This window comes from Roseateles oligotrophus (genome assembly GCF_025717515.1).
In the GTDB taxonomy this organism is placed as follows: domain Bacteria; phylum Pseudomonadota; class Gammaproteobacteria; order Burkholderiales; family Burkholderiaceae_C; genus Paucibacter_A; species Paucibacter_A oligotrophus.
In genome coordinates this window covers 285,308-303,362 of sequence record NZ_JAJIRN010000005.1, presented here as the reverse complement: position 1 = coordinate 303,362, position 18,055 = coordinate 285,308, and the positions used below count along the sequence as shown (strand labels likewise).

Here is an 18,055-nt window from a genome sequence, read left to right as displayed (position 1 = left end):
GCCTTCATGACGCCTGAAAATAGTCCCGATATGAGCAAAGCCGCGCAGCGGGACTCGAAAAGCTCCGAAGCCCCGGCAGACCCGTCGGCCGATTCGAACAGCCTCAGCGGCTCGGCCACCCCACCGTCCTCACCCTCCGCCATCGTCGGCATCGGCGCCTCGGCCGGCGGCCTCGAAGCCTTCGAGGCCTTCTTCAAGGCCTGCCCGCTGAACACCGGTCTGGGCTTTGTGCTGGTCTCGCATCTGGACCCCGGCCATGAAAGCCTGCTGGTCGAAATCCTGCAGCGCAGCACCGCCATGCCGGTGCTGCAGGCAATGGACGAGACCTTTGTTGCGGCCAATAGCGTCTACATCATTCCGCCCAACCGGGACATGGCGATTCTGGGCGGCGCGCTGCAACTGACGCTGCCGGATGTGGCGCGCGGCAAGCGCATGCCTATCGACGGCTTTCTGCGCTCGCTCGCCGCCGATCAGGGCGCGCGGGCCATCGGCGTCATCTTGTCGGGGACCGCCAGCGACGGCACGCTGGGTCTGCGCGCCATTCTCGACGCCGGCGGCGCCAGCCTGGTGCAAGAACCCGGCAGCGCCCGCTATGACGGCATGCCGCGCAGCGCCATCGATGCCGGCGTAGCCAACCATGTCTTGGCACCCGACAAAATGCCGGCGCTGCTGCAGCGCTTGGGCTCGCAAACCGGTTTGAAGCCCCAGCGGGCGGCACCGCCACCGATCAGAAGCGCCAACGCCCTCAACAAGATCTTGCAGCAGTTGCGCGCGAGCACCGGCGTTGATTTTTCACTCTACAAGAAAAGCACTATAGGCCGGCGCATCCAGCGCCGCATGACGCTGCATCAAATCGATGAAGAGATCGTCTATGTGCGCTACCTGAAGGAGAACCCCGCCGAGGCACAGCTCTTGTTCCGGGAGTTGCTGATCAATGTGACCAGCTTCTTTCGCGACCCCGAGGCCTTTGTGACGCTCAAGCAGACCCTGCTGCCGCCGCTGCTGGAGGCCAAGCCGCCGGGCAGCGTGTTCCGGGTCTGGGTGGCCGGCTGCTCCAGCGGCGAAGAGGCCTATTCCATCGCCATGACCCTGCATGAATTGCAGGGCGAGCTCTCGTCCGGCAATGTGCCCGGGCTGGCTTTTCAGATCTACGCGACCGACCTCGACGATGAGGCCATCGCCGCAGCTCGTGCCGGGCGTTACCCGGCCAGCATCGCCTTGGATGTCACGCCCGAGCGCCTGCGCCGTTTCTTCAGCAAGGAGCCAGACGGCAGCTACAAGGTCAAAAAAGAGATCCGCGACATGGTCGTGTTTGCGGTGCAGAACGTCATCAAGGATCCGCCCTTCACGCGGCTTGATCTGCTCAGCTGCCGCAATCTGATGATCTATCTGGAGCCCGAGCTGCAGCAGAGGCTGATCAATACCTTTCACTACGCGCTGCGGCCCAATGGCCTGTTGTTGATCTCCACCTCGGAGAGCATCACCACGCAGCCCGAACTGTTCTCGCCAATTGATCGCAAGTGGAAGTTCTACCAAGCCCGGCATGACGAGCGCCAGCGCAAACTCGTGCCCATGTCTGAAGTGTCTTTGCTTGCCACGGCCCCGCAAGCCGGTACCCCAGGAGCCGAAGTGAACCCCAAAAGCGCCCCCCTCCCCAGCACCGACAAGCTGAGCCAGCAGATTGCCGAAATCAGCAACCGAGCGCTCTTGCAAACCTTCGCCCCGGCCTCGGTCACCACCGACCTCGACTGCAACATCCTCTACATCCATGGCGACACCGGCCGCTACCTGCGCCCCGCCCCAGGCCCGGCCAGCTTCAATGTGCTGGAGATGGCGCGCGAGGGCCTGCTGCCGAGCTTGCGTACCGCGCTGCTGCAGGCCGCCGCTGGGGCGCGAAGCTCAGGCTCGGATGGCGCGGAAAGTGCTGGCGCAGGCCCCGGCTGGCCGAGCGAGCAGGTGTCGGTCAAGACCAATGGGGGGTTTTCGCCGGTTCGTTTCACCGTGCGTGCGCTGCTCAGGCTGAGCAACCAGCCGCCAATGCTGCAGGTCAGCTTTCAAGAAGTGCCACAAGCGCCCGGCCCAAGCGGGCAAGGGGCCGCTCCCGCAGCCGCCGGCGACGGCAGTTCTGAGCATGCACGCATCAAGGAGCTGGAGCTCAAGCTGGCCTACGCCAACGAGACGCTGCAAAACACCCACGAAGAGCAGCAGGCCTTCAATGAGGAGCTGAAGTCCACCAATGAAGAACTGCAATCCACCAACGAGGAGCTGCAATCCTCCAACGAAGAGCTGGAGACCTCCAAGGAGGAGCTGCAATCGCTGAACGAGGAGACCATCACCGTCAACGCCGAATTGAACAGCCGCATCGAGCAGCTGACCGGTGTTCAAAACGATATGAAGAACCTGCTGGACAGCATCGCCTCCGGCACCCTCTTCCTTGACCACAAGCTGTGCATACGCCGTTTCACGCCGGCCACGCTGAAGATCTATCGCCTGATTGGCAGCGATGTCGGCCGCCCTTTGAGCGACATCACTTGCAACCTCGATGCCGCCCAGCACCAGACCATGCAGGCCGATCTGCAGACCGTGCTGGACAGCCTGATACCGATCGAACGCGAGGTCAGCACGGCCGATGGCGCCTGGCACCTCAGCCGCATCCAGCCCTACCGCACGCTGGACAATGTGATCGAGGGCTTGGTGGTGACCTTTACCGATGTGAGCGAATTCAAAAAGGCCCATCTGGCTGCCGCCCAGGCCGCCGCGCAGCTGAGCGCCGCCAAGCAAGCCGCCACCCAAACCGCGCGTGACTTGGCCGAGGGCATCGTCAACACCATCAGCGAGCCGCTGCTGGTGCTGGATGCGCAGTTGCAAGTGGTGTCGGCCAGCCGCAGCTTTTATACCTATTTCAAAGCCATGCCCGCCGACACCATAGGCCGCAAGGTTTATGAGCTGGGCAATGGCCAATGGGCGATCCCCGCGCTGCGCGAATTGCTGGACAACATCCTGCCCAAGCATCAAGCGATGGACGGCTATGAGATCAAGCATGACTTCCCCGGCCTGGGGCCGCGCCGGATGGTGTTGAATGCGCATCGCATCGTCACCACCGGCGGCGACACCGAGTTGATCCTGCTGGCGATGGTCGCCATCGAGGCGCAGAGCGCCGGATAGGTTCAAGAAGCGAAACATCATGCAGCCCGCCGACCCTGATGCCGACCGCGATGCAGATACCGCCCAAGCCCGCCGCGCGTTGCGCCTCGTCGCCGAGGCGGCCTGGGCGGCGGCCACGCAGGCGGAGGCCGCTGCACTCGGGCCCCAATCGGCGAGCAGCGAGCTGCTGCATGAACTGCAGGTCCACAAGATCGAGTTGGAGATGCAAAACGGTGCCTTGCGCGAGGCGAAGCGGGCGATGGAGGCCTCGCGCGACCGCTTTGCCGAGCTGTATGAATTTGCCCCGGTCGGCTACCTCTTGTTGGGCGAAAACGAGCTGATCGAGGAAGCCAATCTCAGCGCCGTCAAGCTACTGGGACAGGAGCGCCGCCTGCTGCTGGGTCGCAGTTTCATCGCCTGGGTCGCGCCAGCGCAGCAAGTGGCGTGGCGCGGGCTCTGCCTGCGGCTGCGCCGCGCAGGTGAAGGCCAGGAGTTCGAGCGACGGGAGCAGATCGAGCTGCTACTGCAGCGCCGCGACGGCAGCCAATTTCTCGCCCATCTGGAATGCGGCCAGCGGCCGCGCGAGGGCCCGCAAGCCCGCGCGGGGCTGGCGGTATTGATCAGCGATGTGTCGGCGCTGCGCGCCAGCGAAGCCAGGCTGCGCCTCAGCGACGCCGCGCTCGGGGCCATCACCGAGGGTGTCCACATTACCGACCCCGATGGCCGGTTATGTTCGGTCAATGCCGGCTTCGAGGCCATCACCGGCTATAGCGCGGCCGAGGCCATAGGCCGCAAGCCGAGCTTTTTGCAAGGCCCGGACAGCGACCCCAAAACCATTGCCGAAATCCGCAGATCGCTGCGCGAGCGCCGCCAGTTCATCGGTGAAATTCTCAACTACCGCAAGGACGGCAAGGCCTTCTGGAGCGAGCTGACGATCTCGCCGCTGCTGGATGCACAAGGCCAGCTGACGCATTTTGTCGGTGTCTCGCGCGACATCAGCGAGCGCAAGCGCAGCGCCGCCGAGATTCAGCATTTGGCCTTTCACGATGCCCTGACCCAATTGCCGAATCGCCGCCTGCTGCAATTGCATATGGAGCAGGCGCTGGCCGCCAGCGTCGACAGTGGCCAGTACAGCGCGCTGTTCTTCCTCGACCTGGACAAGTTCAAGGAATTGAACGATTCGCGCGGCCACGACATGGGAGATTTGCTGCTGGTCGGGGTGGCGCAACGCCTGCGCGAGGCGCTGCGCAAGCAGGACACGGTGTCGCGCCAGGGCGGCGATGAATTCGTGCTGCTGGTGCGCGATTTGGGCAGCAACCAAGCGCAGGCGGCCAAGGCGGCTGGCCTGATCGGCAGCTCGCTGCCTGGGCTGCTGGCACCGCCCTTTGATCTGGAAGGCTTCAAATACCATTGCAAGGCCAGCATTGGCGCGGCGCTGTTTCGCGCTCCCGACACGGTGGCGGAGCTGCTCAAGCATGCCGATCTGGCGCTCTATGAGGCCAAGAGCGCTGGCCGTGACCGGCTGCGGTTTTTCGACCCCGCCATGCAACTCGCGCAAGACCAGCGCATGGTCTTGGAGACCGAGTTGCGGCTCGCCACCGAGCTGGGTCAATGGCGGCTCTACTACCAGCCGCAGGTGGACGCAGGTCGGCGCATGGTCGGCGTCGAGGCGCTGCTGCGCTGGCAGCATCCGCGCCTGGGCCTGCTGCTGCCCGATGATTTCATCGGGCTGGCCGAAGACAGCGGCCTGATCCTGCCGATCGGTCTATGGGTCTTGCAGACCGCCTGTGCCCAACTCAAAAGCTGGGAGGCCGACCCGCGCACCGCCGGCCTGCAAATGGCGGTCAACGTCAGCGCCATGCAGTTCAGGCAGATCGATTTCGTCGCGCAGATCAAGGCCTTGCTGGCCGTCAGCGCTTGCAGGCCCGAGCGCCTGAAACTGGAGCTGACCGAGAGCCTGGCGCTGGACGACATCGGCGACACCATAGACACCATGCTGGCGCTGAAGGGTCTGGGCCTGCATTTTTCGATGGATGACTTTGGCACCGGCCACGCATCCTTGAACTATCTGGCGCAACTGCCGCTGGATCAACTCAAGATCGACAAATCCTTTGTCGCCAAGCTGCCCGGCTTGGCCAAGGACGAAACTATCGCCCGCGCCATCATCACCATGGGTTTAGGCCTTAATATGAGCGTGATTGCAGAAGGTGTGGAAACCGAGGCGCAGCGCGATTTTCTGGGAACCCAGGGCTGCGATGAATGCCAGGGTTTCTTGTTCAGCCGCCCACTGCCGATCGACGCCTTGCAAGACTATCTGGATGAAGAAGCGGAGCCAGAGCCTACAGCATGAACGACGAGCCTCAGCAAGCCAATCAAGCAGCGCTGCGCGCGCAGGCCGAAGCCAGGGCCTTGGGAGAGGCGACCGTCAGCGGCGCGCAGATGCAAATCGAACAACAGCGGCGCCTGCTGCACGAGTTGCGCGTCCACCAGATCGAACTCGAAATGCAAAACGAAACCTTGCGGGAGGCGCAGCGGGAGTTGGAGGCCTCACGCGACCGTTACGTCGAGCTGTATGAGTTCGCACCGGTTGGTTATCTAACGCTGGACGCCGGGGGTTTCATCGAGCAGATCAACGGCTGCGCCATCAAGCTGCTGGGCCATGAGCGCAAGCAACTGCTGGGCAAGAACTTCAGCCACTTGGTCGTCGATCAAGACCGATTGCGTTGGCGGGAATTGAACATTCGCCTGCGTAAAAATTCGGAGCCTATCGATGCCAAAGCCAATTTGGAGTTGATCCTGCGCCGTGCCGACGGCAACCCGCTGCCGGTGCGACTGCATTGCGCCGGACAGGCTGCCGACATGCCGGCCGACAAGCTGCGGGTGGTGCTGACCGACATCAGCGAACGCCGCCAGGCCGAAACTGCCCTGCATGAAAGCGAGTTCCGCTTTCACCAGGTGTTGCGCTCGGTCTCCACGGTGGCGGTGCAGGGTTACCGCATGGATGGCCGCGCAAGCTACTGGAACTACGCCTCCGAGCTGCTCTATGGCTATAGCGCCAACGAGGCGCTCGGGCGCAATTTGCTCGACCTGATCATCCCGCCCGAAATGCACGCGACCGTGGCCGACGCGATGCGGCAAATGGCCATCACCGGCCAGCCTATCCCCGCCGGCGAGTTGACGCTGAAGCGCAAAGACGGCAGCCGGGTGTCGGTGATCTCCAGCCATGCGCTCTTGCAGAAACCGGGCCAGGAGGCCGAGTTGTTCTGCGTTGATATCGACATCAGCGAACGCCTGCTGGCCGAAAGCGCGTTGCGCGAGAGCGACCAGACGCTGCGCAGCATCCTGCACGCCACGCTGGACGGCTATTGGCGCGTCGACCAGCATTGCGGCCTGCTCGATGTCAACGATCGCTACTGCGCATTGTCGGGCTACACCCGCGAGCAGTTGCTGGGCCGGCCGGCTCAAGATTTTGATATGTTGGCGGACACCGCCGAGTCCGCTGCGCGTATTCAGCGGGTGCTGGACAAGGGCAGCGATCAGTTCGAAACCCTGCACCGACGGCGCGACGGCTCGGTGTGGCCGGTTGAAGTCAGTGTGACCCTGCATGACAGCGCGGAGGGCGGCTTCGTGGTCTTCTTGCGTGACATCTCGGCACGCCGCGAGTCCGCCGCGGCCTTGCAGAGCTCACTCAGGGACAAAGAGGCGCTGCTGAAGGAAGTGCATCACCGGGTCAAGAACAATTTACAGGTCATCACCAGCCTCTTGCGTCTGGAGGCCGGGCGCAGCGCGGTGGCCGATACCAAGGCGGTATTGCAGGCCATGCAGGGGCGCATAAGGGCGATGGCGCAGCTGCATGAGTCGCTGTACCGCTCGGGCACTTTTGCCTCGGTGAACCTGGGCTCCTACCTGGGCCAAGTGGGGGCGCAGGCTTTTCGGGCGCACCTGATGGACAGCTGCTCGGTGCGTTTGTCACTGGACATGGGCTCGGTGCTGGTCGGCATGGACCAAGCCGCCGCCTGCGGCTTGTTGATCAATGAGTTGATCTCGAATGGCCTCAAACATGGGTTTTCAACCGAAGCCACCGGGGCTGCGGGTGAAATCAAGCTCGGCCTGCAAGCCCATGACGGTGGGGCCGCGCAATGGTGTTTGAGCGTCAGCGACAACGGCGTCGGCCTGCCCGCCGATTACGAGACCCGGCGCCAAGCCTCGCTGGGGCTGCAACTGGTGGACGATCTGACCCGCCAAATTGGCGGCACATTGAGCATTCGGTCCGCCCCCGGCCAGGGGGCGGAATTCAACATCGTTTTCAAGGCACTGGCGCCCGCCGCGCTGGTGATGCCACCATGAGCAAGCTAGGCCGCATTCTGGTGGTTGAAGACGAATCCATCATCGCGCGCGACATCGCCATGCAGTTATGCGATTTGGGTTATGCGGTACTGGGCCCGGCCAGCAGCGGCGAGCAAGCGATTGCAATGGCCAACAGCTTGATGCCCGATCTGGTGCTGATGGACGTCCACCTGGCGGGGCACATGGACGGCATCGACGCCGCTCAACTCATTCGTACGCAATATGCCGTTCCCAGCCTGTTTTTGAGCGCCTTTGACGGCCCCGACAGCCTGCGGCGGGCCAAGCAATGCGAGCCGGCCGGCTATTTGGTCAAACCCTTTGAGGACCATCAGTTGCGCGACGCGGTCGCGACTGCCTTTGCCAGCCTGGGCTAAGACCGCGCCGATCAGTCCTTGGGCAGCTCGCCCGCCGCGATGGGCCGGCCGAAGAAATAACCCTGAAACGCATCGCAGCCGATGCCGGCCAGAAAGTCGCGCTGCTCGGCCGACTCAACCCCTTCCGCAATCACACGCAAGTCAAGGTTATGGGCCAAGGCCACGATGGTGCGGGCAATCACCGCATCATTGGGGTCGATCAAGATGTCGCGCACGAACGATTGATCTATTTTGAGCTGCTGCAGGGGCAGGCGTTTGAGAATGGACAGCGAGGAATAGCCGGTACCGAAGTCGTCAAGCGAGAAGGCCACGCCATAAGCCTTGATGGCCTTCATTTTGGCCACCACGTCTTCGATGTCGCCGACCAACATGCTCTCGGTCAGCTCCAGCTTCAAGAGCGCCGGATTCGCACCGGTCTTGCCCAGCGCCCGGCCGACCCGCTCGACAAAATCGCTCTGCGCCAACTGCAAAGCACTGACGTTGACCGCCATCGTCCAATGCGCGCGACCGGGCTCTTCGGCCCAGCGCATCAACTGGGCACAGGCGGTCTCAAGCACCCATTGGCCGAGCGGCAGAATCAGACCATTGGCTTCGGCAATCGGGATGAACTGGGCCGGCGGCACCATCTCCTTGCCACCTCGGCGCCAGCGCAACAAGGCCTCCACGCCGGTGTTGACGCCGGCGTCGTCGACCTGGATCTGGTAGTGCAACTCGAACTCCTGCCGCTCCAGGCCCTGCCGCAAATCGAGCTCGAAGGCAATGAAGGCATTCGCAATCGCTTGCAGAGTGGGGTCGAAAAAGCGCATGGTGTTGCGCCCTGCGGACTTGGCCTGGTACATCGCCACATCGGCGCGCTTGAGCAACTCATCACTGCTTTGATGCTCTTGCGTGAGCACCACGATGCCTATGCTGGGCGTGCCCTGATAGCTCTGGCCGCGCAGAAGATAGGGCTGACGCAGGCTCGACAGAATCTTGTTGGCGAGCAGTTCGGCCTGGGTCGCCGCTTCATGATCCTGGCTGCTCAAGCCTTCCAGCAAGACCACGAACTCGTCGCCGCCGAGCCGTGCAACCAAGCCATCGCCGAAGCCCGCGGACAGACTGCCCGCCGCGTGACTGCCGACAAAGGCGCCGAGATGCGCGACAGCATGCACCTCGGCCTGCAAACGCTGCGTGACTTGCAGCAGCAGCTCGTCCCCGACACCATGGCCCTGCGTGTCATTGAGTTGTTTGAAGTGATCCAGATCCAGCAGCATCAGCGCCCCATGGCGACCGCTGCGCGAGGCCGCCTGCATCGCATGCTGCAGGCGCTCGGTCAGCAAACGGCGATTCGGCAAGCCGGTCAGGCTGTCGTAATAGGCCAACCGGTGCAGCTCTTCGATATGCTGGCGATCCGGCGCGATGTCGCGCACCAGCCCAATGAAGCTGCGGGTCTTGGCGCCGCTGATCTCGGACACCAGCAAGCTGATCGGCAGCAGATGGCCGTCTTTGTGGCGCCCCTCGACCTCACGTGCCTTGCCCAGCAGGCGGGCCTCGCCCGTGTCACGATAATGCTGCAGATAACCGTCATGTTGGGCGGCATGAGGCTCGGGCATCAGAACCCGGACATTGCAGCCCCGCAACTCATCGGCGGCATAGCCGAACAGCGCGCAGGCGGCCTTGTTGCAGCTCTGGACCTGCCCCACCTCGTCAATGGTGATCACGCCATCCAGCATATTGTCCAGAATGGTCTGGCTGTGCATCGCCGAGGCCCGCAGCCGGGTCTCGGCGCCATGCTTGTACAAGGCCATTTCCAGCACCGTGCGCAACTCGCGCTCCGAGAAGGGCTTGAGGATGTAGCCGAAGGGCTCGGTCAACTTGGCGCGAGCCAAGGTTTCATCGGCGGCGAAGGCGGTCAAGAACACCACCGGCAGGCCAAACTGATCTCGAATCGCCTGTGCTGCACAGACGCCGTCCATGCCCTCGCCGAGCTGAATGTCCATCAAGACCAGATCGGGCCGCAACAGACCCGCCTGCTCAATCGCGGCCTCACCGCGCGTGACATGGCCAACCGTCTGATAGCCGAGTTCGGCGAGTTGCAGCAGCAGGTCGCGAGCGACGATGGCCTCGTCTTCGACAACGAGTATCCTGGCTTTGCTGGCGGGCGTTTGCATGGTGGCCGGCCCTTAGTCCTGGCTGTCCTGTCTGTCTTGCTGCATCTCCGTAATGATGGGTAGCAGGCCATCGACGAAATTGGCCTTGTTGACGAAGCTCGCACCCAGACCATGCGCCGCCATATGGTAGCCACCGCTGTCATGCATGGACAAAAACACCAGCCGTGGGCATTCGGCTTGGCCACGCAGGCGCGCCGCCATTTCCAGCCCATTCATCTCCGGCATCGCAATATCAAGCAAGACCAGATCCGGCTTGAGCAGCTCGATCTGCGTCAGGCCCTCGCGACCATCCGCTGCGTGACCCACGACCAGAACACCGGGCACTTGTTCCAAAAAAGCCGAGACGGCCGCCACAAAGGTCGGGTTGTCATCCACCAATAAGATCTTTATCGCCATTGCCGCCTTGCCCGCTGCATCCATTTTGGGACCTTCCCGAATCATTGCTTTGACTGTAGGCAGTCAATCGCTGCAGGCCTATCAGCAAGACACCTGAAGCAAGGGGGGAAATTGCCCGAGGCGGGGCGTGTCAGTCAGGAATCGGCCGAGATCAAACCGCAGCGCAGCGCGTAGCGAACCAGGCCGGTGACCTCGTGGATATCAAGTTGGCGCATCAACTGGCTGCGGTGGGTGTCCACGGTCTTGATCGAGAGGTCGAGCCGCCGGGCGATCTCTTTGCTGCTATTGCCCTCGGCAATCAGTTGCAGCACCTCGCGCTGGCGCGGCGTCAGTTGCGAGCCGCTGGGCTGGTCGCCGCGCAGGCGCTTCACATAGTCGCTCATCACGCCCTTGGAGACCGCCGAACTCAAATAGGTCTCACCGCGCAAGACCGCGCGCACGCCGGCCTCCAACTCGGTCGGGGCCGCGTCCTTGAGCAAGTAGGCGGCTGCCCCCTGGCGCAAGGCCTGGCGCACATAGTCCTCGTTTTGATGCATGGACAGAATCAAGACCTGAACTTCTGGCCAAGCCTGCTTGAGCCGAGCAGTGGCCTCCAACCCGTTGAGCCCCGGCATCGCCACGTCCATCACGATCAAATCGGGACGCAATTGTTCGGCCAGGCTCAGCACGGCCAAGCCATCGGCCGCCTCACCAACGACCTCCACATCCGGCAGCGAATCAAGCAGCTTGCGCAAGCCTGCCCGCACCAGCGTGTGATCGTCGGCCAGCAAGACTCGGCAAATCATGGCTTCACCTCCGCTGGCCGCAAGGGACAATTCAACAGCAGCATGCAGCCCCGGCCCGGGCTGGACTCAATGGTCAGATTGGCCCCTATCAGCATCGCTCGCTCCTGCATGCCCAACATACCCAAACTGGCACCGGCCATCGCTTGATCACGCGAGATGCCGGGGTCGAAACCGCAGCCGTTGTCATGAATAGTCATCACCAAATCCTGCTTGCTTTGCTGCAAAACCACTTCAAGTTGGGTGGCACGTGCATGCCGGGCGATATTGGTCAGCGCCTCTTGGGCGATACGGAAAAAAGTGGTTTCTATTTCCGGCGCGAGCCGCTCGGGCGGCATCAGTGCCTGAAACTGCAACTCATAAGCGCTCCGCTCGGCGGCTTGCTCGGCCAACCAGCGCAGCGCGGGTGCCAGGCCAAGGTCATCCAGCATTGAGGGGCGCAACGCCATCGCGAGTCGGCGCACCTGTTGCAGTGCGTCGTCAACGATGCGGATGTTTTCGGCCCCAAGCGCCTCCGGCGAGATCGCCCGAAAGCGCGCCTGCGACTGCAGATTGATCTTGATCGCCGTCAGCGACTGCCCCAACTCGTCATGCAGCTCCAGCGCCAGCCGCCGGCGCTCGGTTTCTTGCACCTCCAGCACCCGCCGCGACAAGGCGCGCAATTGCGCGGCGCTTTCGGCCAGGCCTTGCTCGGCCTTGTGCTTGTAGAGCGCCATCTCCAGCACGGTGCGCAACTCGCGCTCGGTAAAGGGCTTGAGGATGTAGCCAAAGGGCTCGGTCAGCTTGGCACGCGCCAGTACCTCGTCGGCCGCGAAGGCGGTCAAGAACACCACCGGCAGATTCAACTTGGCGCGAATCTGCTGCGCAGCTTCGATACCGTCGATGGCGCCGCTGAGCTGGATATCCATCAGCACCAGATCGGGCTTCAAGCGGGAGGCCAACTCGATCCCTTGTTCGCCACTGACGGCATGGCCGATTGCGTTATAGCCGAGCTCCTGCAACTGCTGCAGCAAGTCGCGGGCGACGATATGTTCGTCCTCCACGATCAGAATTTTGGGCGGCATCGGTGGCGTCATGGGCATGGCGGGCAATAGGTTCAACGCGGCGAGGACCGCGAGTAGAAAAAACACTCAACTCTGATCATTGTCAATGATCAAACCCAGCATCGCCTGCGCTTGAGCAAATTCAAATTGACTGATCAAGTTCTCGATCGCGTCGAAGGACTGACCCAGCGCCTCCCGCAGCAAGACGGCGTGATCTTCAAGCAGGACGATGGCGGCAATATCACCATCGGCCAGCAAAGACTCCAGTTGCCGCAGAACCGCCGCAGAACCGCAGCTCTGCGGCGCCAGCCCCGCTTCATCGCCTCCCCCGGCCATCGCCTCGGCCAGGGCCTGCAACTCCGATTCCATCAACGCAATATCGGGGCCTAGCAAGGCCGCCATATCGCCGTCGCAAGGACCTGAATCGGAGTTCTGTGCGGCCTCGATGCCGCGCAATCTATCCTCGATGGCGGCGGCCGTATCGGCCAACTGCAGCGCACCCAATGCCGCCGCTGTGCCCTTCAAGGTATGCGCGATGTGGCGGGCGGCGGCCGGATGCCCGGCCGCCAATTGTGTCGCCAGTGCGGCCGCGCTGTGCGCATTGGACTGCAACAAGCGCGTCAGCAAATTCAGGTATTTTTCGCTATTGCCTCGCAGCGCCGCCAAGCCCTTGGCCAGGTTCAAGCCGGGCAAGAGGGCCAAGCGGTTCAAGCGGGCCTCGTTGGCCGGTGTGTCTGCACTCGGGCCCGAAACCGGCGGTGCGCAAACGCCCAGCGCGGCTTCCGGGTTGCCGCGCTGCTGTGTGGTCGGCAGCCATTTCAACAACGCCCGATAGAGTTGCAGCGGCTCGATCGGCTTGGCAATAAAGTCATTCATGCCGGCCGCTTCACAGGCCCGGTGGTCCTCGTCGAAAGCATTGGCCGTCAAGGCCAGCACCGGCGTCGCGCCGCCAACCGGCAAGGCTCGGATCAAGCGGCAGGCTTGCAAACCGTCCATCACCGGCATCTGCATATCCATCAGAATCAGATCGAAAGGATGGCTCTGCATCATCTGCTCTACCAAGGCCACGGCGGCGGCGCCATCGGTGGCGGTGCACACCTGCAGGCCCAGGCGATGCAGCATGTCCAGCGCCACCTCCAGATTGACCTCGTTGTCATCCACCAACAGCACATGGGCGCCACCATGCAGACGGCGCACCTGCATCTCCAGACCCAGCACATCGACGGCGTCCTCGAAGCCCGGCAGCGAAGCAAAGTCGGGCTTGTGGGCCTGACCCGTGCGCAACTCGGCGGTGAACCAGAAACAACTGCCCTCCCCCAAGCGGCTGCTGACGCCTGCCTCGCCGCCCATCAAATGAGCCAGGCGCTGCGTGATCGCCAGGCCCAGCCCGGTACCGCCATGCTTGCGCGTGGTCGATGCATCGGCCTGCTCGAAGATCTGAAACAGCCGCCCGACCGCCTCTTCGCTCAGACCAAGCCCGCTGTCCTCAACCTCGAAGCGCAATCGCAGCGTCGCCTCGACGGAGCCCTGCAAGCTCGGCAGCAGGCTCACGCGCAAGGTCACGCCACCTTGTTCGGTGAACTTGACCGCGTTGCCGGCATAGTTGAGCAGCGCTTGACGCAGGCGCGTGGGATCGCCGTTCAACCAGATCGGCACGCCCTCGTTGACGAGTTTGATCTTGAGGCCCTTGCTCTGCGCCGTCTCCGTGATCATCGCCTCGACTTGATCGAGCAGTGCGCCCAGATGGAAGTCGATTCTCTCGAGCTGGACCCGGCCGGCCTCGATCTTGGAGAGGTCAAGAATGTCATTGATCAGGCTCAGCAAATGCTGACCCGCGCTATTGATCTTGTCCAGGCGAGCTACTTGCTCAGGCGCGGGAGCATCGCGGCGAAGCAGATAGTTGAGCCCCAGAATCGCGTTCATCGGCGTGCGAATTTCATGGCTCATATTGGCCAAAAAAGCACTCTTGGCCAAACTGGCCGCCTCGGCCTGCTCGCGTGCCACCGCCAACTCATGCGTGCGCCGAGTGACCAATTCCTCCAGATGGAAGCGATGGCTGTCAAGCTCGCGGCCCATGCGGGTGCGCTCGGTGACATCCTCCAGCACTGCAACATAGTGGCTGATCTGGCCGTCGGTCTGTCGCAGCGGGCTGATGATGGCGAAGTCGCTGCGCTCGGCTCCTGCCTCGGGATGAATCAGCCCGCGCCAGGTGTCACCTCGCTGCAACGCGGCGCGAATGGCCAGCAAGGGTACCGCGCTCGACGTGAACAAGGCCGGTCGACTGCCCATCAACTCCGCACGCGTGCTGCCGGTCGCGGCCATATAGGCCGCGTTCACATACTCGATGCTTTCATTCACATCGGTGATGAAGATGGCCTCGCTGCTTTGCTCCACCGCCCAGGAAAGCTTGCGCAGCTCTTGTTTGGCCAGCTTGCGCTGGGTGATATCGCGTATCACCACATGCACGGCCGATTCATCGTCGAAAGGAATGTTGGTACCCAGCACCTCCACATCGATCACCCGGCCGTCAAGCCTGATGAAGCGCTGCTCGATCAGCGCCGACTTGCCGCCGTCCACATTCACGTCCGCCAAGCTGGCTCGGGCCAGCTCGTGCGAGTCGGGGTGAACCATGTCCAGCACCCTGACACCCAGCAGGTCTTGCGCCGACTTGCCGCCGAACAATTCGATCGCCGCCGGATTGACATAAATGATCCGACCATGGCGATGCACCGCCAGCGCCTCGGGTGACCACTCGACCAGCGCCCGGTAACGCGCTTCGCTATCGCGCAAACGTGTTTGGCTCTTGGATTTGTACAGTGCCATCTCCAGCACCGTCCGCAACTCGCGCTCCGAAAAGGGCTTGAGGATGTAGCCAAAAGGCTCGGTCAATTTGGCCCTTGCCAGCACATCGTCGGCGGCATAGGCGGTCAAAAAAACCACCGGCAGCCCGCATTGCTCGCGGATCGCCTGCGCCGCGCCGATGCCGTCAATCGGGCCGGCAAGCTGGATATCCATCAGGACCAGATCGGGCCGCAGTTCCTGCGCCAAGCGGATCGCCTCGTCGCCATGGCTGGCATGGCCCACAGACTGATAACCGAGCTCACGCAATTGCTGCTCGATGTCGCGCGCAACCAGGGCCTCGTCTTCGACGACCAAGATGCGTTGACCTGACGGGGGTTTATTCATGCCTGGATCAATTCAAGGGGGCCGGGCGGGTGTGAATATCTGGACAGTTTGCATCGTACATAAACACCAGCTCAAAAATAGCCAAAGGTGGCGACCCTATGCTGAGTGTGGCGCCAAGTTGACGGCACAGATCAAGCACCAGCTTCAAGCCCAAGGACCGTTCACAGCGGGCCTCGAATTCAGCCCCAGCGCCCAGACCCACGCCGTCGTCGCTGAGCCACCCGTGCGAGCCACCATCGGCGGCCGGGCTTCGGGCGCGAACAAATCACCGACCTTCGCCAGCGCGCCAGAGCGCTCCAGCAACTCGGTACCGGTAGCCAAGTCCGCTTGCAAACGATAGGGCTCGCTGACAGCACTGAACACCGGCACCACGCCTGGCGGTCGGCCGTCGGCCTCGCGAATTGGCATGGCAATGTCGGCGATTTGAAACTGGGCGCCACCACCGGCCAGCAAGGTGGTGTGATGGGCCGACGCCAGCATTTTCCCGAAAGCGATGACCCGCTGCGCGGGATTGTCGCGAGCGCGGTCGCTGATGGTGCCGATGAGCTCAAACAGCTTGGGCAGCGGGCGACCCAAAGCCTCGGCCATTCTATTCATGCGAGTAACTAGGCCGTTAGCATCGATGGTGATGCGCAAGCTCTCCTCGCTGCGCCGCAGCAAGATCAAAAAACCGCTGGCCAATAGCAGCTCGACCAGATCGAGCCAAACAATTTCATGCATGGGCAAGCCGCCTCAAGCTGCCCAACCATGAGGCTCGGTCTATCCTCATGCCGGCGTAAAGGCAACGCTGAACTCGGCCGCCGGGCCGGCGCCGATCTCGAGCTGCCCGCCCATTTGACGCGCCAGGTCGGACACCAGTTTCAAGCCCAGCGACTGGCCACGCCTGGCTTCAAAATCCGCCGCCAGGCCCTGCCCGGTATCGCTGACGCTCAAACGCCAGCGCGGCCCACCCGCAACCGCTTGCAAGCTCACCCTGACCTCGCCCTCGGCCGAGGCCCCATCCAGGTCCGCAAAGCCATGTTTGAAGCAATTGGTCAGCAACTCATTCAGCAAGAGGCCGCAAGGGGTGGCCAGATCCATGCCGACCTTGAGCGGCGCCAGATTCAGCTTCAGGCTCAGGCGGCCGCGCGCCAACATGCGAAATACCTGGGTGGCGACCTGGCTCAGATAGGCGGCCAGATCGGTGCCGGCAAAGACGCCCGAGCGATACAAGGTCTCGTGCAGCAAGGCCATCGACCGGATCCGCCCCTGCATATCGTCAAGCACCCGCTTGGTGTCGGCCAACTCGGTTCGGCCGCTCTCCAGGCGCAACAAGCTGGTGATCACCTGCAGATTGTTCTTGACCCGGTGATGCACCTCTTTGAGCAAGGCTTCCTTGTCCTTCAAGCTCTGGAACAAGGCCTGTTCGCTACGCTTGCGTGCCGTGATGTCGCGCGACAAGACCACGAAATGCGGGTCGTCGGCGGCCGAGTCGGCCTTGCGCACCGCCGAGAGTTCGAACCACATCGGCCCCTGCGGCAGGTCGAGCTGAATTTGCTGACCATAGGATGAACCGGTGGCCTGTGCCTGCGCCAAACTGGCCATGACCACGGCCGCAGCTTCGGGCGGCATCAATTCGGCGACCAGACGCCCCATCAACACATCGGCCGGCACCAAGAGCAGATCGCTGCGGGCCGAATGAAAGTCGTGATAGCGGCCCTGTGCGTCGATTTCGAACAAGAGATCGGGCACCGCATCCAGGGTCGCCCGCAAACTGGCTTGGCTGCTGCTCAATTGCCTGGCCAGATTACTCTGCCGCAGGGCCGCAGCCACACGCCACTTGAGCAGCTTCAAATAGCCCCGCTGCGAATCCTTCAGCAAATAATCATGCACGCCCAATTCCATCGCCCGCGCGGTGATTTGCTCCTCGCCCATGCCGGCCACCAGCACCACCAATTGCCCGGCAAAGGCGTCGAGCAAGTCAAAGCAGGTGCCGTCACCTAGGCTGTCGTCGGCCAGGATGATGTCGAATTGCTGCCTGGCCAACTCGGCCCTCGCTTGAGCAATCGAGCGCGCGATGCTGATCAGATAGGGCAGGTGTTGATCCTTGACCGCTTTCAGCAAGGCCATCTCGTCGACCAAATCATCTTCGATCAACAGCACCCTGACCTCGGCCTCGGCGTCAAAAGCTGGGACGCGCGACATATTCATTGCGGCGCCCCTTCGCTGGTGGACCAATAGTCCCGAATCACCTGCATGGTTCGAACGAACTGAGGGTAGTCGACCGGCTTGAGCATATAGCCCGACACATTGAGATTAAAACTGGCCAAGCGATCCGACTCCTCCTGCGAGGTGGTCAAGATCACCACCGGGATCCGCTTCAGCAGCGGGTCTTGCTTGACCTCGGCGAGGAACTCGACGCCGTTCATGCGCGGCATATTCAGGTCGAGCAGGATCAGGCCCGGTTTGGATTTGCTCGGGTCGCGCAAAAAGGCCAGTGCGTCCTCGCCGTCCGAGACCTGATCGAGCGGATGTGCCGCGCCCACATCCTTGAGCGCGCGGCGCACCGTCATCACATCCACATCATCGTCTTCAACCAACAAAATATGCTGTTGCGCTTGCATGGTGTACCGGGCCTCACTTCAAACGTATGG

At 62.6% G+C, this 18,055-nt stretch carries 12 protein-coding genes; 4 read left to right on the top strand and 8 right to left on the bottom strand.

Annotation, left to right across the window (positions count from 1 at the left end):
* The first annotated feature begins 30 nt into the window (after positions 1 to 30).
* Genes LNV07_RS12625 through LNV07_RS12610 form a run of 4 tightly spaced genes read left to right on the top strand, consistent with a single transcriptional unit; the run spans position 31 to position 7,865 of the window.
* Positions 31 to 3,165 carry a CheR family methyltransferase gene (locus tag LNV07_RS12625; protein WP_263571515.1) on the top strand — a complete coding sequence of 1,045 codons (3,135 nt, stop codon included), beginning with the start codon at positions 31 to 33 and terminating at the stop codon, positions 3,163 to 3,165.
* 19 nt (positions 3,166 to 3,184) lie between these two features.
* Positions 3,185 to 5,494 carry a putative bifunctional diguanylate cyclase/phosphodiesterase gene (locus tag LNV07_RS12620; RefSeq protein ID WP_263571514.1) on the top strand — a complete coding sequence of 770 codons (2,310 nt, stop codon included), beginning with the start codon at positions 3,185 to 3,187 and terminating at the stop codon, positions 5,492 to 5,494.
* Positions 5,491 to 7,491 (top strand): PAS domain S-box protein, encoded by a 2,001-nt coding sequence (locus LNV07_RS12615; RefSeq protein WP_263571513.1) that lies wholly within the window; start codon positions 5,491 to 5,493, stop codon positions 7,489 to 7,491. Before LNV07_RS12620 ends, LNV07_RS12615 begins: the two co-directional genes overlap by 4 nt.
* Positions 7,488 to 7,865: a response regulator gene (locus tag LNV07_RS12610; protein ID WP_263571512.1), complete on the top strand. Its 378-nt coding sequence runs from the start codon at positions 7,488 to 7,490 to the stop codon at positions 7,863 to 7,865. Before LNV07_RS12615 ends, LNV07_RS12610 begins: the two co-directional genes overlap by 4 nt.
* Positions 7,866 to 7,876: 11 nt before the next feature.
* On the opposite strand, the gene LNV07_RS12605 is transcribed toward LNV07_RS12610, so the two are convergent.
* The 8 genes from LNV07_RS12605 to LNV07_RS12570 form a co-directional block, all read right to left on the bottom strand.
* Complete coding sequence (locus LNV07_RS12605; protein WP_263571511.1) at positions 7,877 to 10,015, bottom strand: putative bifunctional diguanylate cyclase/phosphodiesterase; 2,139 nt, start codon at positions 10,013 to 10,015, stop codon at positions 7,877 to 7,879.
* 12 nt (positions 10,016 to 10,027) lie between these two features.
* Positions 10,028 to 10,411 carry a LytR/AlgR family response regulator transcription factor gene (locus tag LNV07_RS12600; protein ID WP_263571510.1) on the bottom strand — a complete coding sequence of 128 codons (384 nt, stop codon included), beginning with the start codon at positions 10,409 to 10,411 and terminating at the stop codon, positions 10,028 to 10,030.
* Positions 10,412 to 10,545: 134 nt separating this feature from the next.
* Entirely contained in the window at positions 10,546 to 11,196 is a 651-nt protein-coding gene (locus LNV07_RS12595) for a response regulator (protein WP_263571509.1), read from the bottom strand.
* Positions 11,193 to 12,275, bottom strand: coding sequence for a response regulator (locus LNV07_RS12590; protein ID WP_263571508.1), 1,083 nt, complete (start codon positions 12,273 to 12,275; stop codon positions 11,193 to 11,195). The genes LNV07_RS12595 and LNV07_RS12590 overlap by 4 nt, the downstream gene beginning before the upstream one ends.
* 48 nt (positions 12,276 to 12,323) lie before the next feature.
* Entirely contained in the window at positions 12,324 to 15,422 is a 3,099-nt protein-coding gene (locus tag LNV07_RS12585; RefSeq protein WP_263571507.1) for a response regulator, read from the bottom strand.
* A 144-nt stretch (positions 15,423 to 15,566) separates the two neighbouring features.
* Complete coding sequence (locus LNV07_RS12580; protein ID WP_263571506.1) at positions 15,567 to 16,142, bottom strand: nitrogen regulation protein NR(II); 576 nt, start codon at positions 16,140 to 16,142, stop codon at positions 15,567 to 15,569.
* 45 nt (positions 16,143 to 16,187) lie between these two features.
* Positions 16,188 to 17,612 (bottom strand): sensor histidine kinase, encoded by a 1,425-nt coding sequence (locus LNV07_RS12575; protein WP_263571505.1) that lies wholly within the window; start codon positions 17,610 to 17,612, stop codon positions 16,188 to 16,190.
* Positions 17,609 to 18,025, bottom strand: a complete 417-nt coding sequence (locus tag LNV07_RS12570; RefSeq protein ID WP_263571504.1) for a response regulator — start codon at positions 18,023 to 18,025, stop codon at positions 17,609 to 17,611. Before LNV07_RS12570 ends, LNV07_RS12575 begins: the two co-directional genes overlap by 4 nt.
* Positions 18,026 to 18,055 lie beyond the last annotated feature (30 nt).